Annotated in this window: 18 protein-coding genes and 1 pseudogene; 9 read left to right on the top strand and 10 right to left on the bottom strand. The window is 69.5% G+C overall.

Annotated elements, in window-relative coordinates:
• Nucleotides 1-168: 168 nt before the first annotated feature.
• The 7 genes from tkt to D0C15_RS26365 all read left to right on the top strand — a co-directional run bounded on the left by tkt (nucleotide 169) and on the right by D0C15_RS26365 (nucleotide 10,079).
• Nucleotides 169-2,280, top strand: coding sequence for a transketolase (tkt, locus tag D0C15_RS26395; protein ID WP_116050658.1), 2,112 nt, complete (start codon nucleotides 169-171; stop codon nucleotides 2,278-2,280).
• Nucleotides 2,281-2,317: 37 nt separating this feature from the next.
• Entirely contained in the window at nucleotides 2,318-3,433 is a 1,116-nt protein-coding gene (gene tal, locus D0C15_RS26390; protein WP_116050656.1) for a transaldolase, read from the top strand.
• Between the two features lie 7 nt (nucleotides 3,434-3,440).
• A complete protein-coding gene (locus D0C15_RS26385) occupies nucleotides 3,441-5,081 on the top strand; it encodes a glucose-6-phosphate isomerase (protein ID WP_116050654.1) in 1,641 nt (546 codons plus the stop codon).
• A 73-nt stretch (nucleotides 5,082-5,154) separates the two neighbouring features.
• Nucleotides 5,155-6,684: a glucose-6-phosphate dehydrogenase gene (gene zwf, locus D0C15_RS26380; protein WP_116050652.1), complete on the top strand. Its 1,530-nt coding sequence runs from the start codon at nucleotides 5,155-5,157 to the stop codon at nucleotides 6,682-6,684.
• Between the two features lie 218 nt (nucleotides 6,685-6,902).
• A complete protein-coding gene (gene opcA / locus D0C15_RS26375; RefSeq protein ID WP_116050651.1) occupies nucleotides 6,903-7,889 on the top strand; it encodes a glucose-6-phosphate dehydrogenase assembly protein OpcA in 987 nt (328 codons plus the stop codon).
• The gene (gene pgl, locus D0C15_RS26370) at nucleotides 7,889-8,647 is read left to right on the top strand and encodes a 6-phosphogluconolactonase (protein WP_116050649.1); all 759 of its coding nucleotides are present in this window, start codon (nucleotides 7,889-7,891) and stop codon (nucleotides 8,645-8,647) included. Before opcA ends, pgl begins: the two co-directional genes overlap by 1 nt.
• Nucleotides 8,648-8,795: 148 nt before the next feature.
• Nucleotides 8,796-10,079 (top strand): histidine kinase, encoded by a 1,284-nt coding sequence (locus D0C15_RS26365; protein ID WP_116050647.1) that lies wholly within the window; start codon nucleotides 8,796-8,798, stop codon nucleotides 10,077-10,079.
• Nucleotides 10,080-10,144: 65 nt separating this feature from the next.
• Here the strand turns inward: D0C15_RS26365 and D0C15_RS26360 are convergent, their stop codons facing one another.
• The 5 genes from D0C15_RS26360 to gap form a co-directional block, all read right to left on the bottom strand.
• Nucleotides 10,145-10,486, bottom strand: coding sequence for an RNA polymerase-binding protein RbpA (locus tag D0C15_RS26360; protein WP_116050645.1), 342 nt, complete (start codon nucleotides 10,484-10,486; stop codon nucleotides 10,145-10,147).
• 98 nt (nucleotides 10,487-10,584) lie between these two features.
• Complete coding sequence (gene secG / locus D0C15_RS26355; protein WP_116050643.1) at nucleotides 10,585-10,815, bottom strand: preprotein translocase subunit SecG; 231 nt, start codon at nucleotides 10,813-10,815, stop codon at nucleotides 10,585-10,587.
• A 54-nt stretch (nucleotides 10,816-10,869) separates the two neighbouring features.
• The gene (gene tpiA, locus D0C15_RS26350; RefSeq protein WP_116050641.1) at nucleotides 10,870-11,655 is read right to left on the bottom strand and encodes a triose-phosphate isomerase; all 786 of its coding nucleotides are present in this window, start codon (nucleotides 11,653-11,655) and stop codon (nucleotides 10,870-10,872) included.
• Entirely contained in the window at nucleotides 11,655-12,863 is a 1,209-nt protein-coding gene (locus tag D0C15_RS26345; protein ID WP_116050639.1) for a phosphoglycerate kinase, read from the bottom strand. The genes tpiA and D0C15_RS26345 overlap by 1 nt, the downstream gene beginning before the upstream one ends.
• Before the next feature lie 3 nt (nucleotides 12,864-12,866).
• Nucleotides 12,867-13,871 (bottom strand): type I glyceraldehyde-3-phosphate dehydrogenase, encoded by a 1,005-nt coding sequence (gene gap, locus D0C15_RS26340; RefSeq protein WP_116050637.1) that lies wholly within the window; start codon nucleotides 13,869-13,871, stop codon nucleotides 12,867-12,869.
• Between the two features lie 241 nt (nucleotides 13,872-14,112).
• Here gap and D0C15_RS26335 point away from each other — a divergent pair, with 241 nt between their 5' ends.
• Nucleotides 14,113-14,754, top strand: coding sequence for a LysE family translocator (locus D0C15_RS26335; protein WP_116050635.1), 642 nt, complete (start codon nucleotides 14,113-14,115; stop codon nucleotides 14,752-14,754).
• Here D0C15_RS26335 and D0C15_RS26330 read toward each other — a convergent pair.
• From D0C15_RS26330 to D0C15_RS26320, 3 genes are read right to left on the bottom strand one after another with little or no spacing between them, the layout of a single operon-like run.
• Nucleotides 14,738-19,225 carry a coiled-coil domain-containing protein gene (locus tag D0C15_RS26330; protein WP_116050633.1) on the bottom strand — a complete coding sequence of 1,496 codons (4,488 nt, stop codon included), beginning with the start codon at nucleotides 19,223-19,225 and terminating at the stop codon, nucleotides 14,738-14,740. The genes D0C15_RS26335 and D0C15_RS26330 overlap by 17 nt on opposite strands.
• A 17-nt stretch (nucleotides 19,226-19,242) precedes the next feature.
• On the bottom strand, nucleotides 19,243-19,983 hold the full coding sequence (locus D0C15_RS26325) for a hypothetical protein (protein WP_116050691.1): 741 nt from the start codon (nucleotides 19,981-19,983) through the stop codon (nucleotides 19,243-19,245).
• Between the two features lie 44 nt (nucleotides 19,984-20,027).
• Nucleotides 20,028-21,524 carry a hypothetical protein gene (locus D0C15_RS26320; protein ID WP_116050631.1) on the bottom strand — a complete coding sequence of 499 codons (1,497 nt, stop codon included), beginning with the start codon at nucleotides 21,522-21,524 and terminating at the stop codon, nucleotides 20,028-20,030.
• Nucleotides 21,525-21,620: 96 nt separating this feature from the next.
• On the opposite strand from D0C15_RS26320, the gene D0C15_RS26315 reads away from it, so the two are divergent.
• On the top strand, nucleotides 21,621-22,058 hold the full coding sequence (locus D0C15_RS26315; RefSeq protein ID WP_116050629.1) for a PPOX class F420-dependent oxidoreductase: 438 nt from the start codon (nucleotides 21,621-21,623) through the stop codon (nucleotides 22,056-22,058).
• A gap of 70 nt (nucleotides 22,059-22,128) precedes the next feature.
• Here D0C15_RS26315 and D0C15_RS26310 read toward each other — a convergent pair whose 3' ends face one another.
• A complete protein-coding gene (locus D0C15_RS26310; protein WP_116050627.1) occupies nucleotides 22,129-22,557 on the bottom strand; it encodes an HIT family protein in 429 nt (142 codons plus the stop codon).
• 59 nt (nucleotides 22,558-22,616) lie between these two features.
• Nucleotides 22,617-22,766, bottom strand: a pseudogene (locus tag D0C15_RS35200) (IS30 family transposase); the annotation flags it as partial.

Below are 22,766 nucleotides of genomic sequence, written 5' to 3'. Positions count from 1 at the left end.
TACTAGGCTGGCCGTGTCAAGTCGCGACGTGCTGAAACACGCGGCGCGAAGGACGAGCGAGCCCGCTTCGGGATCGATTAAGGTGTGTGGCGTACGGCCCGGAGGCCCGAGCCGCACAACGCAGTGTGACGACTATGACGTTCTAGCAGACTCAGGAGTGCGAGTTCAGTGTCCGACACCGTCTCTACCAGCGAGAACAATCCACTTCTGCGGCGCAATGTTCCCGCTGACTGGACCGAACTGGACACCCGCGCAGTGGACACGGCCCGGGTGCTCGCCGCCGACGCCGTGGAGCACTGCGGCAGTGGTCACCCCGGCACCGCGATGAGCCTCGCTCCCGCGGCCTACTCGCTGTACCAGCGGATCATGCGCCACGACCCGGCCGATCCGGAGTGGCCCGCCCGCGACCGGTTCATCCTCTCGGCGGGGCACAGCAGCCTCACCCTCTACATCCAGTTGTTCCTCGCCGGCTACGGCCTCGAGCTCGAGGACCTCAAACAGCTGCGCAAATGGGACTCCAAGACACCGGGACACCCCGAGTACCGCCACACCCTCGGCGTCGAGACCACCACCGGTCCGCTCGGCCAAGGCCTGGCCAACGCCGTCGGCATGGCGATGGCCGCGCGCCGCGAGCGCGGCCTGCTGGACCCGTCGCCCGCGCAGGGCGAGAGCCTGTTCGACCACTTCGTCTACGTGATCGCCTCCGACGGTGACATCGAGGAAGGCGTCACCTCTGAGGCCTCCTCGATCGCGGGCAGGCAGGAACTCGGCAACCTCGTGGTGATCTACGACGACAACGAGATCTCCATCGAGGACGACACCGCCATCGCGCTGTCGGAGGACACCGCGAAGCGCTACGAGGCGTACGGCTGGCACGTGCAGACCGTCGAGGGCGGCGAGGACGTGGTGGCCTTCGAGGACGCGATCGCCGCGGCCAAGGCCGAGACGACGCGCCCGTCCTTCATCCGATTGCGGACGATCATCGGCTACCCCGCGCCGACGAAGATGAACACCGGCAAGGCACACGGCGCCGCGCTCGGCGCGGACGAGGTCGCCGGGGTGAAGAAGGCCCTCGGGTTCGACCCCGAGCAGGACTTCGTCGTCACCGACGAGGTCCTCGCCCACACCCGCAAGGCGGTGGACCGGGGCAAGCAGGCCCGCGCCGAGTGGCAGGAGCGCTTCGACGCGTGGGCCTCGGCCAACCCGGAGCGCAAGGAACTCGCCGACCGGCTGCGTACCCGCTCCCTGCCCGAGGGCTGGGCGGAGAAGCTGCCCAGCTGGGAGCCCGACGCCAAGGGCATCGCCACCCGTAAGGCCTCCGGCGAGGTCATCAACGCCGTCGCCGACGTGCTGCCCGAGCTGTGGGGCGGCTCGGCCGACCTCGCGGAGAGCAACAACACGATCGTCAAGAACGCCGAGTCCTTCGGACCGGCGAGCGCGTCGACCGACATGTTCACCACCAACCCGTTCGGCCGCAACCTCCACTTCGGGGTGCGTGAGCACGCGATGGGCTCGATCCTCAACGGCATCGCGCTGCACGGCGGAACCCGTCCCTACGGCGCGACGTTCCTCATCTTCAGCGACTACATGCGCCCCGCGGTTCGCCTGGCAGCGCTGATGAAGGCACCGATCACCTACGTGTGGACGCACGACTCGATCGGCCTCGGCGAGGACGGCCCGACCCACCAGCCGATCGAGCAGCTGTCCGCGCTGCGGGCGATCCCCGGCCTGAACGTGGTTCGCCCCGCTGACGCCAACGAGACCGCGGCCGCCTGGAAGGCCGTGCTGGAGGACATCCACGCACCGTCCGGGCTCGCGCTCACCCGGCAGAACGTTCCGGTGCTGGAGGGCACGAGGGAGAAGGCCGCAGAGGGCGTGGCCCGCGGCGGATACGTGCTGGCCGACACCGAGGGCACCCCGGACGTGGTGCTCATCGGCACCGGCTCCGAGGTCCAGCTGGCCGTTGAGGCACGGAACACACTGGCCGCCGAGGGCGTTGCCGCCCGTGTGGTGTCCATGCCGTGTGTCGAGTGGTTCGACGCCCAGGACGAGGCCTACCGGGAGTCGGTGATCCCGTCCGGGGTCAGGGCCAGGGTCGCCGTCGAGGCCGGGATCGCGCAGTCCTGGTACCGGTTCGTCGGTGACGCGGGAGAGATCGTCTCCATCGAGCATTTCGGCGCCTCCGCCGACTTCCAGACGCTCTATCGCGAGTTCGGCATCACCGCGGACGCCGTCGCCGACGCGGCGCGCCGTTCGATCGGCACGGCAGGCAGCAAATAGAGAAAGCTCCACCATCCGACGCGAAGGGGATGACGTCATGAGCACCACCGATCGGCTGGGCCTGCTGTCCGAGGCCGGCGTCTCGATCTGGCTCGACGACCTGTCCAGGGAGCGACTGAACTCCGGCAACCTCGCGGAGCTCATCCGTGACAAGCACATCGTCGGGGTCACCACGAACCCGACGATCTTCGCCGGGGCACTGTCCTCCGGCGACGCCTACAACGACCAGGTGCGCGAGCTCGCCGAGCGCGGCGCCGATCTGCACGCGGCCGTGCGGGAGCTGACCACGACCGACGTCCGCAACGCCGCCGACCTCTTCCGGGACGTCTACTCCGCCACCAACGGTGTCGACGGCCGGGTGTCCATCGAGGTCGACCCCGGGCTCGCCAAGGACACCGAGAAGACGGTGGCCGAGGCGCAGGATCTGTGGAAGACGGTCGACCGGCCGAACATCTTCGTCAAGATCCCAGCCACCGAAGAGGGCCTGCCCGCGATCACCAGGACACTGGCCGAGGGCATCAGCGTGAACGTGACGCTGATCTTCTCCGTCGAGCGGTACCGCGCGGTCATCGACGCCTTCTTCAGCGGACTCGAGCAGGCCAAGTCCAACGGGCACGACCTGCGCGGCATCCAGTCGGTAGCTTCGTTCTTCGTGTCCCGTGTGGACGCGGAGGTGGACAAGCGGCTCGAGGCCATCGGCACCGACGATGCACTGGCCCTGCGCGGTGAGGCGGCGATCGCGAACGCGCGACTGGCGTACGCGGCGTACGAGGAACTGTTCGGCACCGAGCGGTGGAAGGCCTTGCAGGAGCAGGGTGCGAGCCCTCAGCGTCCACTGTGGGCCTCCACCGGAGTGAAGAACCCGGAGTACTCCGACACCCGTTACGTCGATGAGCTCGTCGTCGCGAACACGGTGAACACGATGCCGGAGAAGACACTCTTCGCCGCGGCCGACCACGCCGAGATCACCGGTGACACGGTCAGCGGTACGGCAGCGCAGGCCCAGGAGGTCTTCGACAAGCTCGTGGGCGTCGGGATCGACGTCACCGATGTCTTCCTGGCGCTGGAGAACGAGGGCGTGGAGAAGTTCGACAAGTCGTGGGCCGAGCTGCTGGACACGGTCACCGGTCAGCTCGACCAGGCCAGGAGCTGACGCCCTTATGCCCCAGTCGCAAGACACAGCCCTGACCGTCGACCTCGGTGACTCCGGCGCCGGGGGCGCTGTCGGCGAACTGATCGACAAATTGGTGGCGGACCGGGTCGCGAGCAAACTCGCGGCTCAGGACCCGACGCTGTGGGGGACGGACGCCGAGCCGGAAGCATCGATCCGGTTGTCCTGGACCACCCTGCACAAGTCGTCACGACCGTTGATCGGTGAGGTCGAGGCGTTGCGTGAGGAACTGCGCGGCGAGGGCGTCGACCGGGTGGTGCTCGCCGGGATGGGCGGTTCGTCCCTGGCGCCCGAGGTGATCACCGCGGCCGAGGGCGTTCCGCTGACCGTGCTCGACACGACCGATCCAGGTCAGGTCGCCGATGCGCTCGCGGGCGATCTCGACCGCACGGTCATCGTGGTGTCGTCCAAGTCCGGCGGCACCGTGGAGACCGACAGCCACCGGCGGATCTTCGCCAAGGCGTTCACCGAGGCCGGTATCGACCCCGGCAGGCGAATCGTGGTGGTCACCGATCCCGGCTCCCCCCTCGCGGAGCTGGCCGAGTCGGCGGGCTACCGCAAGCTGTTCCTCGCCGATCCGAACGTCGGCGGTCGCTACTCGGCGCTCACCGCGTTCGGTCTCGTCCCCGCGGGCCTGGCCGGTGCGGACGTGGCAAGGCTGCTGGACCAGGCGGCGGCAGCCGCGGGTGAGCTCGCGGTGGACACCGACGACAACCCCGCGCTCCGACTGGCCGCGGCACTGTCCGCGGCGCATCAAGCCGGCGCCGAGAAGGTCGTGCTGGCGAACAGCGACACGGGCAGCCCGGACACGCTCACCGGTTTCGGCGACTGGGCCGAGCAGCTCATCGCGGAGTCGACCGGCAAGCAGGACACCGGTCTGCTCCCGGTGGTGGTCGAAGGGCCCGACTCCCCCGGTTTCGCCGATGCCGACACCGATGCCACCACGGTGGCCATCGGTCCGCGCGTGGCGACGGCGGACCTGGCAGTGCGGGGCCCGCTCGGCGGTCAGTTCCTGCTGTGGGAGTACGCCACGGCCGTGATCGGCAGGCTGCTGGAGATCAACCCCTTCGACCAGCCGGACGTGGAGGCCGCGAAGAACGCGGCACGGTCCCTTCTGGACGAACCGGACTCACTCGGCGGTGACCAAGAGCCGTCCACAGTGGATGGTTCAGTCGAGGTGTACGCCTCCGCAGGAGTGTCCGGGGACGGTGGGCTCGGTGATGTGCTGCAGGAGTTCCTGCGTACGGTGCCGGAACACGGATATGTCGCCGTGCAGGCCTATCTGGACCGGCTCGACGACGCCTCCGCGACGCTACTGCGAGGTGAGCTCGCGAAGCGCGCAGGCGTGCAGGTGACGTTCGGCTGGGGACCACGGTTCCTGCACTCCACGGGGCAGTATCACAAGGGTGGCCACCAGAACGGGATCTTCCTGCAGATCACCGGGGACACCGAGAACGACATCGAGGTTCCGGACCGGCCGTACACCCTCGGCACCCTGCAGTTGGCTCAGGCACTGGGCGACGGGGCCGTGCTGCGGGAACACGGCAGGCCGGTACTGCGGCTGCACCTGACCGACCGGGCAGCCGGACTGGCGGAGATCGTCCGAGCACTACAGGATCTGCAGACATGAGCGACCGGCACCGCGAACAAGTCGGGCACGGCATTGAGCGATGTGCAGCCCGCCGGCGAGTGAGGCAAAAGACATGAGCCGTAGGTGGAACAACCCGCTCCGCGATGCACGGGACAAGCGGCTGCCGAGGATCGCCGGGCCGTCGAGCCTGGTGATCTTCGGCGTCACCGGAGATCTTTCCCGCAAGAAGCTGATGCCGGCGATCTACGACCTCGCCAACCGGGGTCTGCTGCCCGCGGGCTTCTCCCTGATCGGGTTCGCCCGCCGGGAGTGGGAGCACCAGGACTTCGGGCAGGTCGTGCACGACGCCGTCGCCGAACACGCGCGAACCCCTTTCCGCGAGTCGGTATGGCAGCGCCTCGCCGAGGGAATCCGGTTCGTACAGGGCAGTTTCGACGACGACGACGCCTTCGACCAGCTGGCACAGACGGTCTGGGATCTCAGCGATGAGCGGGGCACCGGTGGCAACACCGCGTTCTACCTCTCGATCCCGCCGTGGGCGTTTCCTGTGGTGACCAAACAACTCGCCCGCTGCGGTCTCGCCGAGGCCGACGCCGAGACCTGGCGCAGGGTGGTCATCGAGAAGCCGTTCGGGCACGATCTGGAGAGCGCGCGGGAACTCAACGCCGTCGTCAACGACGTCTTCCCCGAGGAGTCGGTGTTCCGCATCGACCACTACCTCGGCAAGGAGACCGTGCAGAACATCCTGGCGCTGCGGTTCGCCAACCAGATGTTCGAGCCGATCTGGAACGCGAACTACGTCGACCACGTGCAGATCACGATGGCCGAGGACATCGGCCTCGGTGGGCGCGCTGGGTACTACGACGGCATCGGCGCGGCCCGCGACGTCATCCAGAACCACCTGCTTCAGCTCCTCGCGCTGACCGCGATGGAGGAGCCGGTGTCGTTCCAGCCGAGGGCGCTGCGGGCGGAGAAGGTCAAGGTGCTCGCGGCGACCAAACCCGTCGAGCCGTTCGACGAGACCACGGCGCGCGGCCAGTACGGCGGCGGCTGGCAGGGTGGCACGAAGGTGCCCGGCCTGCTGCAGGAGGAGGGCTTCGCCAGGGACTCCACGACCGAGACGTACGCGGCCGTGACACTGGAGGTGCAGAACCGGCGCTGGGCCGGCGTGCCCTTCTATGTGCGCACCGGAAAGCGACTCGGCAGGCGGGTCACGGAGATCGCGATCGTCTTCAAGCGCGCGCCCCACCTGCCGTTCGACTCGACGTCGACGGAGGAGCTCGGCGAGAACGCACTCGTCATCCGGGTACAGCCGGACGAGGGCATCACCATGCGCTTCGGCTCCAAGGTGCCCGGTACGACGATGGAGGTCCGCGACGTCACGATGGACTTCGGCTACGGCCACTCCTTCACCGAGACCTCGCCCGAGGCCTACGAGCGGCTGATCCTGGACGTGCTGCTCGGGGAGCCGTCGCTGTTCCCGGTGAACGAGGAGGTCGAGCTCTCCTGGGAGATCCTGGACCCGGTGCTGGAGCACTGGGCCAAGCACGGCGCACCCGAGGTGTACCAGCCGGGCACCTGGGGGCCGTCGGCGGCGGAAGAGCTGCTTGGACGCAGTGGCAGGCACTGGAGGCGCCCGTGAGCGACGCTTTCCTACCCGCGCACGGGTGCCGACCGGGTGCGGGTGTCCCGCACAAACACTGGAGGCGCCCGTGAGCGACGCTTTCCTACCCGCATACGGGTGCCGACCGGGTGCGGGTATCCCGCAAAAACACTGGAGGCGCCCGTGAGCGACGCTTTCCTACCCGCATACGGGTGCCGACCGGGTGCGGGTGTCCCGCGACAAAACTGGAGGCGCCCGTGATTATCGACCTGCCCTCGACGACGACCTCCCAGGTGAACCAGAAGATGGTGGAACTGCGGGAGCGTGGCGGCGCTGTCGCGCTCGGCCGGGTGCTCACGCTGGTGATCGCGGCGGACGACGACGACCGGCTGGAAGACGCCATCGACGCGGCCAACGAGGCCAGCCGGGAGCACCCGTCCAGGGTGATCGTGGTGGCCAAGGGATCGCGGACGGCCGCGGCCCGGATCGATGGCCAGATCCGGGTCGGCGGGGACGCCGGCGCGAGCGAGGTCATCGTGTTGCGGCTCTACGGTGCCCTCGCGGCGCAGGGGCAGAGCGCCGTCGTTCCGCTGCTGCTGCCCGACGCCCCGATCGTCACCTGGTGGCCGGGGACTGGGCCGACGGCGCCTTCGCAGGATCCGCTGGGGCAGCTCGCGCAGCGCCGGATCACCGATTCCGCGGCGGCCCGTAACCCGGTCCGCACGTTGTCGACCAGGGCCAAGTCCTACGATCCCGGAGACACCGACCTCGCCTGGACCAGGCTCACTCACTGGCGGGCCCAGCTGGTTTCCGCGCTCGACCTGCCTCCGTACGAGAAGGTGACCGGGGTGACGGTGACCGGCGAGGGCGACTCGCCATCCACCGAGCTGCTGGCCGGATGGCTGGCCGAGTATCTGAACGTGCCGGTGAAGCGGGTCAAGACCACCACTGCGCAGGGCATCGTCTCGGTGTCGCTGGAACGCCGCTCGGGCGCGATCGAGTTGCACCGCCCGGACGGCAAGGTCGGTACGCTCACCGCGCCGAACCAGCCCAGCAGGCGAGTAGCCCTGCAGCGCAGGGACACAAAGGACTGTCTGATCGAGGAGTTGCGCAGGCTCGATCCCGACGAGGTCTACGAAGGGGCGCTGCGCGGACTGGGCAAGCTCGCGGCCAGGACGACGAAGAAGCCTGCGGCGTCGAAGACCACGCGCAAGCCCGCGGCGAAGAAGACGGAGTCCGTCTGATGAGCACGTCCGGCGTTGTGGTGCACCGAGATCCCGAACTGCTCGCCGCGGCGACGGCGGCCAGGCTGATCACCCGGATCGCGGACGTGCAGGCGGAACGGGGCAGCGCGTCGGTGGTACTGACCGGCGGCGGCACCGGCATCGCCGTTCTCGAGCACGTACGCCACTCTCCCGCGCGCGACGCGATCGACTGGGCGAAGCTCGATCTCTATTGGGGCGACGAGCGTTTCGTGCCGGTCGATGACGACGAACGCAACGAGAAGCAGGCGCGGCAGGCCCTGCTCGATCACGTGCCGCTTGATCCGAGCAGGGTTCATCCCATGGCGGCGTCCGACGGCGAGTTCGGCTCCGACCCCGACGCCGCGGCCGACGGGTACGCCCGGCTGCTGGCCGGCGCGGCCGCTGACGGCTGGGTACCTGCCTTCGACATCACCCTGCTGGGTCTCGGCGGCGAGGGGCACACAGCTTCGATCTTCCCGGACTCCCCCGCTGTGCACGAGCGGGAGCGCTCTGTCATCTCCGTGCGGGAATCCCCGAAGCCACCCCCGACACGGGTCTCCCTGACGTTGCCCGCCATCCGGCGGTCGGCGGAGGTGTGGCTGGTGACCACGGGCTCGGCGAAGTCCGACGCGGTCGCGCTCGCGGTGGCCGGAGCACCCGAAGCCCAGCTGCCGGTCGCGGGTGCACGTGGTAGCCGCCGCACCCTCTGGCTGCTCGACGAGGCCGCCGCGGACGCACTCCCCCGCACCCGGCCATAGCGCTTTGCCATAGCACGGCGGTAACGCGCCGCCGAAAATGGCGGAATAATCGTGGACTTAGCATCCGCACATTTGTTCGGGGCCCCGCGTCTTAATTCGGTCATTCGCACCTCTCTTCTGTAAGTCCACAAGACGAGAGGTCCAAGCCATGACCACAGAGGGACTCTCCTTCCTCAGGATTTCGGTCGGCGGCCCCGGCGCGGGGGCCGCCGACCGAACGCGGCGACCGGCCGACGCAGTACGACGAGCCGACTGGTTCGTCAGTCCGGCGATCCGCTCGCTCGCGGTCGACGCCGCGGTGATCGTGATCGCCGTGCTCGATTTCTGGCTCGTGTTTCCCGAAAAGGCCGAGCCGTACTCCTACGTGCTTTCGGCGGCCGCCTGTGTCGCACTACTGGCCCGCCGATGGTTCCCGTTCCTGGTCGTACTCGCGACGTTCCCCGGCTTCCTCGCGGGCTGGTCCCAGCTCGCCGCGATGATCGCGCTGGGGCTGCTCGCCACCCGCAAACAGCACCACTGGCAGGTCTGGTTCGGTGCGGGCCTGGTCTGGGTCGGCCGTTTCGTGCAGTGGCCGCTGGAGGACTTCGTCGCCCGGAGCTGGCGTGAGCACGGCCTGGCAGCCATCTACGGCGTGATCGTGGCCGGTATGCCCGTCGCGATCGGCCTGCTGATCGGTGCCCGCAAACAACTGTCCGCTCGGCTCGCCGAACTCGCCGCCAGCCGGGACCGGGAGAAACAACTGCACGCGCAAGCTGTGCGGGCCGAGGAGCGTGCCCGCCTGGCCAGGGAGATGCATGACGTCGTATCCCACGACATCACCCTGATAGCCATGCAGGCCGGGGTGCTCTCGGTCGCCAACACCTCGGCCGAGGCCCAGCAGACCGCTCAGACGATCCGCAAGCTCAGCAGACACACCCTTGAGGAACTCCGGTCACTGGTCGGCGTCCTGCGCTCCGGTGGCGAGGACGACGGCCCCCAGCCAGGGATCACCGAACTCGACCAGCTCGTGCGCAACACCGATGTTCCGGTCCAGCTGACCGTGGAGCGGGTACCGGACGAGCTGTGCACGAAGGTGTCGGCCGCGGCCTACCGCACCGTGCAGGAGTGCCTGACGAACGTGCACAAGCACGCCCCGGGAGCCAAGGCGGTCGTGCGCGTTCTGGGCAGCGCGGACGGGCTGCACATCGAGGTCTGGAACGAACCGGCGTGCGAACCCGTCAGCGGCCTGCCCTCGGGTGGGCACGGCCTCACCGGACTCGCCGAACGGGCCCGCCTGCTGGGTGGGACGTTCGAAACCAGCACTACCGACGACGGCGGCTTCCGGGTCCGAGCCCGCTACCCGATGCGGCTGGCCAGTGATGAGGAAGACACCACGGAGATCCCGATCGAACAGCGTCCGGACTCCGAGCGCCGGGTCGGGCCGAGGGCCTGAGCGCGGCCATACCGTACCGACGATGCGGGGGGAACTTTCCCTACGAAAGTTCCCCCCGCATCCGGTCAGATCTGGCGCCGCTTCCGCAAACGTTCGAGAGCGTCGGCGAGAATCGCCTCACCGTCGGCGTCGCTGCGCCGCTCCTTCACGTAGGCAAGATGCGTCTTGTACGGCTCGGTCCTCGGTGCCGCGGGCGGGTTCCGCTCATCCTGCCCACCAGGCAGACCGCAACGCGGACAATCCCATTCATCCGGGATATCCGCGTCCATCGAAAACGATGGCTGCGACTCGTGCCCGTTCGCGCACCAGTAGGAAATTCGGCGCCGAGGCGCGGATTCCCCGCGCTCGGACTCACCGATTGGACCAGCACCGACCCGGGTGCCGCGAATTGCATTACCGCCAACCATGAATCCTCACAGTTATGACATCGGCGGCGCACCCCCCATAGGCACGCCCGTGCACTCGGCACCACCGGAAGCGCGGCAAAAGGCTTCCGGGAGTGCCGTCAAACCTTCAGCAGCAGGCCGAGACCCACGATGCTGATCAGCCAGATAGAGCCGAGGAGCAACGTGATCCGGTCAAGGTTCTTCTCAGCGACGCTCGAGCCCGAAAGGCTCGATTGCATGCCTCCACCGAACAGGGAAGACAGGCCGCCACCCCGCCCACGGTGCAACAGCACGGCCCCGATCAGCAGCACGCTGGAGGCGATCAACAGGATCTGCAGGAACAGCTTCATCTCATCCTCGTCAGTGCGGCGGCCGAAGGTTCAGACTACCGGGCGGCCACCGGGTTACGGCAGCGGCCCACCGGCGGCGAGCGCGCAGAGTTTGGTGAATTCGTCGGCGTTCAGGCTTGCGCCGCCCACCAGTGCACCGTCGACGTTGTCGCACGCCACCAGGTCGGCGATGTTACCGGATTTCACCGAGCCGCCGTAGAGCACACGGACTCCGTCCGCGACCTCCGCGCCGTACTTCTCGGCGAGCGCCGTGCGCAGGGCCGCGCACACCTCCTCGGCATCGCTGGGCGTGGCTACGCGCCCCGTGCCGATGGCCCACACCGGCTCGTAGGCGACGACGACCCCGGCCACCTGCTCGGTCTTGAGCCCCTTCAGCCCCGCGATCAGCTGGCCGGTGGTGTGCTCGATCTGACCACCGGCCTCGCGGACGTCCAGCTGCTCACCGACACACAGGATCGGCGTGACCCCGTGCTTGACGGCGGCCCGCACCTTCTTGTTGACGGTCTCGTCGGTCTCGGCGTGGTACTCCCGCCGCTCGGAGTGCCCCACCGTGACGTAGGTGCAGCCGAGCTTGGCCAGCATCGCGCCCGACACGTCGCCGGTGTACGCACCCGAGTCGTTCGGGGACAGGTCCTGCGCACCGTGGCCGAGCAGCAGCTTGTCGCCGTCGATGAGCGTCTGCACGCTGCGGATGTCGGTGAACGGCGGTAGCACCGCCACATCCACCTTGGCGTAGTACTTCTCCGGCAGGGAGAACGCGATCTTCTGCACCAGAGCGATGGCCTCGAGGTGGTTGAGGTTCATCTTCCAGTTTCCGGCAATAAGCACCTTGCGTGCCATCAGACACCCTTCTCCAGCACCGCGACGCCGGGTAGTTCCTTGCCTTCGAGGTACTCCAGGGAGGCTCCGCCACCGGTGGAGATATGCGAGAAGCCGTCATCGGGCAGCCCGAGCAGGCGCACCGCGGCGGCCGAGTCCCCGCCGCCGACCACGCTGAACGCGGCCGAGTCGGCGATGGCCTGCGCCACCGCCCTGGTCCCCTCGGCGAACGGCGCCATCTCGAACACGCCCATCGGGCCGTTCCAGAAGGTGGTGCCCGCGCCCGCGAGGGTGCCGGCGAACGCCCGCACGCTGTCGGGGCCGATGTCCAGCCCCAGCCAGCCGTCCTCGATCGCGTCCGCGGCCACCGTGCGCGTCGCCGCGTCGGCGGCGAACGCGTCGGCCACGACGACGTCGGTGGGCAGCACGAGCTTGTCGCCGGCTTCGGCCAGCAGCCGCTTGCAGGTGTCGATCATGTCCGACTCGAGCAGTGAGCCGCCGACGGAGTGACCCTGCGCGGCGAGGAACGTGAAGCACATGCCGCCGCCGACCAGCAGGGCGTCCACCTTCGGCAGCAGCGCCTCGATCACGGCCAGCTTGTCCGAGACCTTCGACCCGCCGAGAACCACGGCATAGGGCCTGCGGGGGTCGCCGGTGAGGGTGCTCAGCACCTCGAGCTCGGCCAGCACGAGCCCGCCCGCGTACGCGGGCAGCACTTCGGCCACCTCGTAGACGGAGGCCTGCTTACGGTGCACGACACCGAAACCGTCGGAGACGAAGGCTCCGCCGTCGCCGGTGAGCGCGGCCAGTTCCGCCGCGAAGGCAGCCCGTTCGGTGGAGTCCTTGCTGGTCTCCCTCGGGTCGAACCGCACGTTCTCCAGCAACGCCACACCGCCGTCACCGAGAGCGGCCACCGTCTGCCGCGCCGAATCGCCGGTGACATCGCCTGCCAGGGAGACCTCCGCGCCCAGCAGCTCACCGAGGCGGGCGGCCACGGGAGCGAGTGAGTACGCCGGATCGGCCTCGCCCTTCGGCCGTCCGAGGTGCGCGGTCACGATGACCTTGGCCCCGCCCTCGGACAACCGCCGGATCGTGGGCAGCGCGGCGCGCACCCTGCCGTCATCGGTGATGGTGGAACCGTCGAGCGGGACGTTGAGGTCGGAGCGCACCAGTACGGTGCGCCCCGAAACGCCCTCGCCGAGCAGATCGTCGAGAGTTTTCGTCGCCATCGATCAGGACAGCTTGGAGCCGACGAGCTTCGCCAGGTCCGCGAGGCGGTTGGAGTAGCCCCACTCGTTGTCGTACCAGCCGACGACCTTGACCTGATTACCGATGACCTTCGTCAGTGGCGCGTCGTAGATGCACGACGCGGGATCGGTGACGATGTCGGAGGAGACGATCGGCTCGTCGCTGTAGCGCAGGATGCCCTTGAGCGGACCGTCGGCGGCGGCGCGGTAGGCGGCGTTGATGTCCTCGAGCGAGGCGCTCTTGGTCAGCTGCACGGTCAGGTCCGTGGTGGAACCGGTCGGCACCGGCACCCGCAGCGCGTAACCGTCGAGCTTGCCGTTGAGCTCGGGAAGCACGAGGCCGATCGCCTTGGCCGCACCGGTGCCGGTGGGCACGATGTTCAGCGCGGCGGCACGGGCACGGCGCAGGTCCTTGTGCGGGCCGTCCTGCAGGTTCTGGTCCGCGGTGTAGGCGTGGATCGTGGTCATCAGGCCCTGCTCGACGCCGAAGCTGTCGTGCAGCACCTTGGCGAGCGGCCCGAGGCAGTTGGTGGTGCAGGACGCGTTGGAGATGATCGTCTGCGAACCGTCGTAGGCGTTGTCGTTCACGCCGAGCACGACGGTGAGGTCCTCGCCCTTGGCCGGCGCGGACACGATGACCTTCTTCGCGCCGGCTTCGACGTGCTTGCGCGCGTCCTCGGCATTGGTGAAGAAGCCGGTGGACTCCACGACGACGTCGACACCGAGGTCGCCCCAGGGCAGCTTCGCCGGGTCACGCTCGGCGAACGCCTTGATGGTCTTGCCACCGACGACGATGCCCTCGTCGTTGGTGCCGACCTCCTCCGGAAGGCGACCGAGCACGCTGTCGTACTTGAGCAGGTGCGCGAGGGCGGAGTTGTCGGTCAGGTCGTTCACCGCCACGATCTCGATGTCGTGACCGCTGGCCTGTACGGCGCGGAAGAAGTTTCGACCGATCCGGCCGAAGCCGTTGACGCCTACGCGAACCGTCACTGCTCTTCTCTCCTCGGGGCTCGACCCGGCTGTGCCGGGTAACACGTCTGCACGGGCTGGAATTCACATGTCTCGATGATGCGCGATCGGTGCTAACCCTAGCGTGCTCACCTGCGGCTACCTGAATGCCCCAGCGGAGACGTGGGCCACTTCGCCCTCACCAGGAGAATCGATCAAGATACCAGCTCCCGCTTGACCGGAACCGGGCCCGATCCGGCCCTCGCGGGGCTAGGCTCGGGCCATGGTGTCTCCCGGCCAGCTCGCCGCCTTCGCCGCACTGACCTTCCTGATGATCGTGGTTCCCGGCCCGAGCGTGCTGTTCGCGATCAGCCGGGCGCTGACGGTCGGCAAGCGTGACGCGCTGATCTCCGTGGCCGGCAACGCGGCAGGCGTCTACGTCCAGGTCGTCGCGGTCGCCTTCGGGCTCGGCGCCCTGGTCGAGAGCTCCGCGACCGTCTTCACGGTGATCAAGCTGCTCGGCGCCGGGTACCTGGTCTACCTCGGCGTGCAGGCGATCAGGCACCGTCGTGCACTGCACGGGGCCCTGGACACCGGCGGCGAGGTCCGCAGGGGACGGGCGCTACGGGTGCTCCGGGACGGTTTCGTCGTCGGCTTCGCCAACCCGAAGTCGATCGTGTTCCTCGCGGCGGTACTCCCCCAGTTCGTCGACCCGAGCGCTGGTGCCGTACCGGCGCAGATCCTGATCCTCGGCATCGCGTTGCCCGCCATCGCGCTGCTGTCGGACAGCGCGTGGGCACTCGTCGCGGGGACCGCCCGCGCGTGGTTCGCGCACTCTCCTCGGCGGCTCGAACTCGTCGGCGGATCCGGCGGGGTGATGATGATCGGCCTCGGCGCGGGCCTGGCCTTCAGCCGTCCACAGTAGACGTCTCGGCAGCCGCGCGTGGTTTCGTGAACACGCGGGTCGACGAGATCAGGGCGGTGCCGTCGGGTTCGGCGAGACCGGCGAGCTCACCCCGGATGGTGGCGTCCACCGAGAGGTACTTCCGTCCGGCTCGCAGATCCGCGTCGTTGCGCAGCCGGATGATCAGCGGGAACTCACTGAGCGCACCCGCGTCGAACAGGCCGGTGGTGTAGATCAGCTGCACTCCGAGCGCACTGGCGACCACCCGCTGCAGCTCCAGCAGATACCCGGCCGAGGCACGCCCGATCGGGTTGTCCAGGAACAGCACCCCCGAATGCCGGTTGCGCATCTTGCCGCGGTTGTTCGCCCGCAAGGCCGCGAGGGTGCAGTAGAGGATGATCGCGGCGGTGAGCTGCTGGCCACCGGAGAAGACGTCGCGGATCTCCGAAACGCGCTGCCGCTCGGTCCGCAGCACCGAGTCCGGTTTGAGCATGTCCACCCGGAACCCCTTCGGCACGGCCGCCTGCACGCCGCGCAGCACCAGTGACATGCCGTCCCGTTTCACCTCGCGGCCATCGCTGGTCCGCCCGAGCGCGGCCTCGTCGACCACCTCGCCGAGCGCCTCCGCGAGCAAATTCTCTTCCGGGTCGGCGAAACGGATCCGGAGGAACTCCTGACCGGACCAGTCGCCGAGCCCCTCCGGCAGGCGCGACAGCCGCTGGGCCGAGCGCAGCATGCGCAGCGCGCCCTCCACCATGCCCTGTAACCGGGCCACGATCCCGGACCGGTGCCGGTCGATCTGGGCCAGGTCGTCGGTGAGGGTCCGCAGTCGCGGCCGCAGTGCGGCGGCCCACTCTCCCGCGCTCGCGGGCAGGCTGTCCCGTTTGACCGAGATGATCTGCTGGCGAACCGGGCTCGCCAGGTGCTCGAACCGCTTCTCGGTGGCGTACTGCGCGAGCGCGTCCGCCGCGGCGCGGACCCTGGACTGCGCCTGCTCCACCGCGGCCTCCGCGGTCTTCAACGCCTCGTTCAGCGAACCGTGGCGCGACCTCGCCGTGTCGAGGTCGCTGTCGAAGACCTCGCTCTGCTCACTTCCGCTCGACAGATGCGCCACCGCTTCGGCGAGCATCGCGAAACCACCGGCGGAGGAGGTGGCCCGCTCCAGTACGTACTCGGCCTCGGCGCGCTGCGTCTGCGCACGTTCCAGCGCCCTCGCCGCCGCCGTGGCATCGGCCGTCGCGGCCTCGACGAGCTCCCTGCCGTGCTCGACGTCGCGCGGGCGGGAATGTCCGTCCAGCGAAGCCGGTTGCTTCGGCAACTGCTCCAGCTCGGCCCTTCGCGTCGCCACCACGCCGATCGCCTCGCTGTGCTCGGCCTCCAGCGCGGCCACCGCCCTGCCCGCACGGGACTGGGCCGCGGCCCGGGTCGCGGCGTCGGAACCGTCCGGCGTGTCCAGCATCGCGCTCGCCTGTTCGCGGACTTCCGCGTCGAGTGCCTCCAGCGCCGCACGGGCGGCGGACTCGGCGCTCTCCGCCTGCTCCAGCTCCGCGCGCAGGTCGCTGCCGACCTCCACCTTCGCGTAGGCATCGCCCGCGGCATGAAACGCCCGCCGCAGGACGTCCACCGGTTCGTCGGGCACCGGATCGTCGGCCGACACGGCGCCGCCACCGGGCACCTCCGCCAATTCCGCGTTGGCGCTGCTGACCGTGCGCCGGTGCCCATCGGCGGTGCGCTGCTCCTCGGCGGCGTCCGCACGCAACCGGTCGGCGTGCACCGCGGCCGCCTCCGCCTCCGCCTCGGCCTCGGCGAGCACCTCCCGAGCCCGCTGCGCGGCGTCGGTCCACTCCGGGACGCGGGCCACCCGTGCCGCGAGTTCGTCCAGGGACCTGGTGCGTTCCTCGATGGTGCGCAGGGCGGCACGCCGCTGCGGCACACCCTCGCGCAGCCGCAGCCGCCTGGCGGAGAGCTCGTCCACCCTGGACTCGACGGCCCCCAGCCGCGACCTGGCCTCGGCCAGATCGCTCGCGGTGTTCTCCGCGTCCTCGGCGAGCCCCGCCACAGCGCCGGCCGGGTAGTCCTCCCGCCACGCCGTGAGCTTCCATTCCAGGCCCGCGTCCACCTCGACGGCGGCGGCGAGTGACTCGAGCTGCTTCTGCCGCCGCGAGTGCCGGGCGGCGATCGCCTCCCGCTCCGCGTCGGCCGCGTCCTCGTCGTACATCGCAGGATTGGGGGGAACCAGGAAATCGATACCGGACGGGCCGTCCCCTGGCCCGTCCCCGAGGACGGCCGCGGTGGTGCCGACCGCGAGCAGCACACCCGGCAGCAGTTTGGCCGCGGTGAGCGCAGACTCCGCACGGGGCACCTGCGCCGCGTCGTTCAGCAGCACCCCGCCCACCAGGTGGGGGTAGCGGCGCAGCGCCGCTTCCCGCGCCTTCGAGTCGAGTGTGGACAGATAACGCCAGCCGGACCAGGCGGTGACTCCCGCGTCCTCCAGAACGTCGAGCGCGGCCTGCACCTCGGCCGGCGCGGGCAGCAGGCCCCCGCTGCCGAGCGCGGCGAGTGCGCGCTCGTCCACCTGTTCCTCCATGCGCAGGGTCGTCTGCTCCCGCTCGGCCTCGCCACGGGCCTGGCGCAGGCGCTTCAACAACGCGGGTGCGTCGGTCTCCATGCGCACGACGTCGCCCCCGAGCAGTTCCGCGAGGCGGGGATGCGCGGCGAGGGCGTCGGTGCGCCGATGCGCCCTGTCCAGTTCGGCCGTGGCCTGCCGCTCCGCGCTGTCTGCGGAGTTCACCCGCTGGCGTGCGGTGTGCAGTTCGGACTGGATGTCGGTCAGCTCGTCCTCGACGACCTCCAGTGCCGCCTCCGCCGCGGCCAGCTCGGATACGGCGGTCGAGGCGTCGGTGCGCGCCCGCTGCGCCGCATCGGCGACGCCGCTGATCTCCGTCCCGCTCGCCGGTGCGGACAGCAGGCCGGCACGGACCGACCTGCGCACCTCGCCGGTCACCTCGTCGATCCGCTCGGCGAGCTGGGCGGCTTCAGCGCGGTGCCGGGCGGCGATGCCGGTGGCCTGGTCGCGATCCGACTGCTTGGCCGCGGCCTCCGCGTGCAGGGCAGCAGCCCGCCGCTCGGCGGCGTCGGCCTGCTGACCCGCCTCCCGCGCGAGGGCGAGCAGTCCCCTGGCCAGCGCGGCCGCCGCGGTGTTCTTGGCCTCCAACGCCGGCTTGGCGGTCTGTTCCCGCTCGCCCACGAGGGCGCGGATGGCCTCGGCCTTACGCACAGCGTTGACGTGGGCCAGCACGGTGCCGGTCTCCCGCCACGCCTGCGCCGTCGTCCTGGCCCGCGCGAGTTCGGCGTCGCACGCCTCCTTCGCGGTCACCGCGTCGGCCAGGCGCAGGTCCGCGACGATCCGGCGCAGTTCGGTGACCACGGCGGTGAGCCTTCGGTGATCACCTTCGGCCAGCTTCTCGGCGTCGTGGGTCTCCTCGACGTGGGCCCGGAGACCGTCGAGCCGCTCCGACTCGATGCGGTGGCGGGCGGTGACCGCGTCGGCGAAGGTCCGCGCCTGCGCCCGCGCGTCCTCGGCCAGCGACCGCGCGGCGGCAGCCATCGACTCCTCGTCCGACAGGGGCCCCAGCAGCTCCAGCGCGCCCTCGACGAAATCCCGCTCGGCGACCAGTTCGCCGCGTTGCCCGAGGTTGTGGGCATAGGTGCGCAGCACCTCGGCGAGATCACGCGGGTCGTCCTCGGAGATCACCGCTTTCAGCAGGAACTCGACGAACGCGCCGTCGGTGTTGAAGTTGAAGGCATCGGCCGCCTCGCCCTCGCCCGCGTTCATCGCGCGCTGGTACCGGAACAGCTCGGTGTCCAGGCCGAGCTGGTCCAGCCGCTCGGTCCACTCGTGGTGCCTGCGGGTCCAGAACAGCTCCAGCTCGGGTTCCGCGCGGTGGCTGTGGTCCACCTTCTCCGCGAAGCCAGACATGGTGAGCAGCCGCCCGTCCTCGGCCAGCGGCAGCGACTCGAGGCCGAGCGTCGAACTCGGCCGGAAGCAGTACCAGGAGTCGACGAGGTTCGCCGGGTCGGAGGAGGTGACGTGGCCGCGCCATTCGGAGACCTTGCCGGTGATCAGCCTGCGACCGGTGTCGGTGTGCTGCCACTCCAGCACCACGTGCGAGACGTCCTTGGCGCCGACGAACTTCTCCAGCACGCGCGTACTGGTCGTGCCCACCACCTGTCTCCTGCCGGGCAGCATCACCGAGAAGATCAGCTTGATCAGCACGGACTTACCACCGCCGTTCTCCAGGAACAGCACGCTGGCCGGTGCGGGCCTGCGGGGCAGTCCCTGGTCCACCGAGTGGATTCCGGCGGAGAACAGCGCGTCCTGGGTCGGCGCCTGCACGACGGGACCGACGCCGCTGAGGTCGAGCACGACGTCCTGGTAGCGCGCACCGGCCGGCCCGACCGAGTGCAGCCGTACTCGTGACAGCTCGTACATCTACCGGTCCCCCTGGTTCACAACGTGTCCGAGATGGTCGGGCGGAGCGTTCCCGAACTGCCGGACACGGCGACGACGTCGAGTTCCAGCAGCTCCGTGAACGCGCTGTCGGCGGCCAGTTCGCGCACCTGCACCTGATACCGCGGCGTGGTCCGGTACGTCCCACCCTGTTCGCCGCTGACCTGGACGAGAAAACCCTGTTCGGCGAGGAAGCGCAACGCACGCGCGACCATTCCCCGGGTCGTGTCGGAGGACATCCGCCCGTCCTTGGTCGCCGCGGCCGCGGGACGTCGCGCGTAGGCTCGCCAGGCCTGTTCCAGTTCGGGCGCGTCGGAGAGCGGGTCGTTGTTCTGCTCGGCCTTCGCCGCACGCTCGTCCAGTATCCGGCACGCCTCACGGACGACGCTGTCCACCTGTTCGACACTGACCCGGCCGACGTAGGTGTCGTTGGCCAGATCGTCCGGGCGCGGGTACCCGAGCGCGGCGGTGGCGAGATGCACGAGACCGTGCAACACCTTCTCGGTCTCCCTGCGCTCGCGGATCTTGCTCTGCCGCGCGTAGCTGTCCATCTTGATCTCGAACACCGACTCGTCGGTGGCCGCCAGCACGGCGCCGGCCTGCGCACTGACGTCCAGCACCAGCAGACCGAGGCCGGCCGCCACGGAGTTCGTCAGCTGTTTGAACGCGCTGTCCTCGCCGTAGCGGCGGACCAGGTCGGCGTACACCACGTCCCGCGACGGCAACTGCTTCGGCCGCATGCCGAAGGAGATCAGCCGCGCGGCCGACTCCACGTCGACGTTCTTCACGCCGGTTCTCCCTCCTCGTCCGCCATACTCGGCGGATCGCCGCCTCGGTCGATGAGCGCCGAGGTGAGCAGCAGATCGGCGCCGCCGAACTGCTCATCCTGCAGGACCGTGCCGTCGTCCACCGCGAGCAGGGCCCGTTCGTCACCCTGGCGGATGGCCGCGCCCACCTCCGGGCTGTAGGAGTGCACCGCCCGCAGCGCCACCAGCTGCGCGACGTCCGGCGCGATCTCCCTCGCCTCGGCGAGCAGCCCGGACAGCCTGCGGGGCACGTCCGGCAGGTGAAGCAGTTCGTCGGCGCGGCGCCAGTGCTCGTCACTGAAGCGGTCGAGTGACTCGGCTGGCATGAGCTCCGGTTCCGGGATCTCCCCGACGAGCTTGTCCCGCTCCGGTGCCGGACGCAGCAGCAGCGACACCAGCGCGGGCAACGCCGGAACGGTCGGGACGGCCAGCCCGGCCGCCCCGTGGAAGAACGCCTCCACCGGGCGCACGGCGTCGGCGATGGGCAGTTCCAGGCTGGGCACCAGCAGCTGGCCGAACAGGTCGACGGTGGCCCGCCTCGGCGGGCCGGAGAACTGCTGGCGGTCCTGCTCGGCGCGGAAGGTGGCGCCCGCGGCCTGCACGCGGGACTGCAGCTGGGTGTGCCTGCCGATGCAGTCGGCGACGATGTCCACCAGCTCCGCGGCCCTGCGCTTGCGATCGGGATCCTCGGCCTCGTCCCGTGCGGTGGTGATGTTGCGCAGGATCGCGTTCTCCGCGCGGAAGCGGGCTTCGATGTGCGACAGCGCCGAGTCCAGCAGCGCGGGCATCTCCTCGTCCCAGTCCACGGCGCGCACGTCACGCCGGGTCGCGTCGAGTTTCGCGCGCAGGACCTCGCCGTACTGCACTGTGCGGTAGCGGGCCTGTTCGGCGGCGAGTTTGGCGTCGGCCAGCCTGCCTCGGATGATCAGGTTCTCGAGCTTCACCTCGGCGGCGATCTGCGCCGACTCCACGTCGGTGTCCAGCGCGCCGACCAGCACGTTGATGGCCTCGTCACTGGCGCGCAGGTAGACCTCGCCGTCCGGCGCGGCCAGCTCGACCAGCAGCTTGAAGTCGAACGCGCGCCGCTGGTAGGCGCCCGAGGCGTCGACGCTGCCGTACACCCGCCGGAATCCGCGGTCCGCGGTGCCGACGTTGATCAGGTTGTCCAGCACCCACCGCGCGACCCGCTCGTGCTCGTCCGGATGCCTGCCCGGCGCCTGCGCCGCGATGAACGGGCGCAACCGGTTGATGACCTGCTGGTGGTCGGCGCCGGTGTCGAAGTCCATCGCGATCGTGACCTGGTCGATCGTGTGCAGGGCGATCTCCGCCATCTGGTAGATGGTCGCGTCAGCCCAGTCGAGTTTGGCCTTGCGTGCGTCCAGGTCATGCAGGGGAGCCGTGCAGGCCAATGCCTTCAGCCTGCGGGCCAGCGCCTCGTCGGCCAGCCCCGCCCCGTTCAGCTCGTCGTCGCGCACAGCGGGCAAGGTTAGTCGCCGTGGCGGTCTACCCGCACGGGTGACCGGTCCGCGGCACTCGCCCCCAGCCGCCCGCGGTCTCGATATGGTCCCGTCATGTACGAGATGAGCAGGGACGAGTGGTGGGCGTTCACCACCGAGGGCACCCGCACCGGAAAGCTGGCCGTGACCGGAGCGGACGGCGCCCCCCATGTCACCCCGATCTGGTTCGTGCTGCACGAGGGCACCCACGGTGCCGAACTGATCTTCAACACGGGCGCGACCTCGTTGAAGGGCAGGGCATTGCGGCGGGATCCCCGATTCTCCCTGGCCGTGGACGACCAGGCACCGCCCTACTCCTTCGTGCAGTTCCGGGGCTCGGTGTCGTTGTCGGAGGACCCTGCGGAGCTGTTGCGCTGGGCCACCATGATCGGCAGCCGTTACATGGGCGAGGACCGGGCCGAGGAGTTCGGCAGGCGCAACGCCGTGCCGGGCGAGTACCTGGTCCGGGCGAAGATCACCAAGGTGATCGCCTACGCCGACATGGCCGGCTGACCCCGGCCCCGCCCCCAACCGCACTTTCCCGGGAAAGTGCGGACGGGTTGTGGCGGGGCCCCGCTCGGGGTCAACCCTGGCCGGCGGAAAGCCGGGCGCCCAGGGCGGCAATCGTGTCCATGTCGCCCGCGACCTCCGGTTTCCAGGGCAACGTCAGCCGGTCCCTGGCCTTGTCCGCGTACCTGGGAATCACGTGCAGATGGAAGTGGAACACCGACTGCCATGCGGCGGCGCCGCAGCAGTTGAGCAGGTTCACCCCGTCCGAGCCCAACTCCTCGACCGCGACCTTGGCGAGGCGCTGCGCGGCCAGGGTGACGGCGGTCAGGTCGTCGCCCGGAATCTCGAGCAGGTCCTTGCTGTGCCTCTTGGGGACGACGAGCAGATGCCCGTCCGAGGCCGGGTTGATGTCCATGAAGGCGTAGGTCGTGTCGTCCTCGGCCACCTTCACACTCGGAATGCTGCCGGCCACGATGCCGCAGAACAGGCACTGATCACTCATGGCCCGAGGGTAGCCAAAGCGGAATGGGGGTAGTTAGCGCCGTTGTCGATCTGGTGGTTTCAACTGGTGGTTGCAACGCTGGTTTGTTGGTGTGGGGGGCAGAGTAGTTGGTGGAGGGCTTCGGCGGGGGTGTCCCAGCCGAGGGTTTCGCGGGGTCGGCCGTTGAGTTGGGTGGCGACGGTGGCGAGGTGTTCGGGGGTGTGGACGGA

The organism is Amycolatopsis palatopharyngis (assembly GCF_003385185.1).
Taxonomy (GTDB): Bacteria; Actinomycetota; Actinomycetes; order Mycobacteriales; family Pseudonocardiaceae; genus Amycolatopsis; species Amycolatopsis palatopharyngis.
The sequence above is the reverse complement of the archived record's forward strand: the minus strand, read 5'-3'. Positions and strand labels throughout refer to the sequence as shown.

Coding starts and splice junctions, on each gene's coding strand:
- tal (WP_116050656.1), top strand. CDS start 2,318: ATGAGCACCACCGATCGGCTGGGCCTGCTGTCCGAGGCCGGCGTCTCG.
- D0C15_RS26385 (WP_116050654.1), top strand. CDS start 3,441: ATGCCCCAGTCGCAAGACACAGCCCTGACCGTCGACCTCGGTGACTCC.
- zwf (WP_116050652.1), top strand. CDS start 5,155: ATGAGCCGTAGGTGGAACAACCCGCTCCGCGATGCACGGGACAAGCGG.
- pgl (WP_116050649.1), top strand. CDS start 7,889: ATGAGCACGTCCGGCGTTGTGGTGCACCGAGATCCCGAACTGCTCGCC.
- D0C15_RS26365 (WP_116050647.1), top strand. CDS start 8,796: ATGACCACAGAGGGACTCTCCTTCCTCAGGATTTCGGTCGGCGGCCCC.
- D0C15_RS26360 (WP_116050645.1), bottom strand. CDS start 10,486: ATGGTTGGCGGTAATGCAATTCGCGGCACCCGGGTCGGTGCTGGTCCA.
- secG (WP_116050643.1), bottom strand. CDS start 10,815: ATGAAGCTGTTCCTGCAGATCCTGTTGATCGCCTCCAGCGTGCTGCTG.
- tpiA (WP_116050641.1), bottom strand. CDS start 11,655: ATGGCACGCAAGGTGCTTATTGCCGGAAACTGGAAGATGAACCTCAAC.
- D0C15_RS26345 (WP_116050639.1), bottom strand. CDS start 12,863: ATGGCGACGAAAACTCTCGACGATCTGCTCGGCGAGGGCGTTTCGGGG.
- D0C15_RS26335 (WP_116050635.1), top strand. CDS start 14,113: ATGGTGTCTCCCGGCCAGCTCGCCGCCTTCGCCGCACTGACCTTCCTG.
- D0C15_RS26330 (WP_116050633.1), bottom strand. CDS start 19,225: ATGTACGAGCTGTCACGAGTACGGCTGCACTCGGTCGGGCCGGCCGGT.
- D0C15_RS26325 (WP_116050691.1), bottom strand. CDS start 19,983: ATGCGGCCGAAGCAGTTGCCGTCGCGGGACGTGGTGTACGCCGACCTG.
- D0C15_RS26315 (WP_116050629.1), top strand. CDS start 21,621: ATGTACGAGATGAGCAGGGACGAGTGGTGGGCGTTCACCACCGAGGGC.
- D0C15_RS26310 (WP_116050627.1), bottom strand. CDS start 22,557: ATGAGTGATCAGTGCCTGTTCTGCGGCATCGTGGCCGGCAGCATTCCG.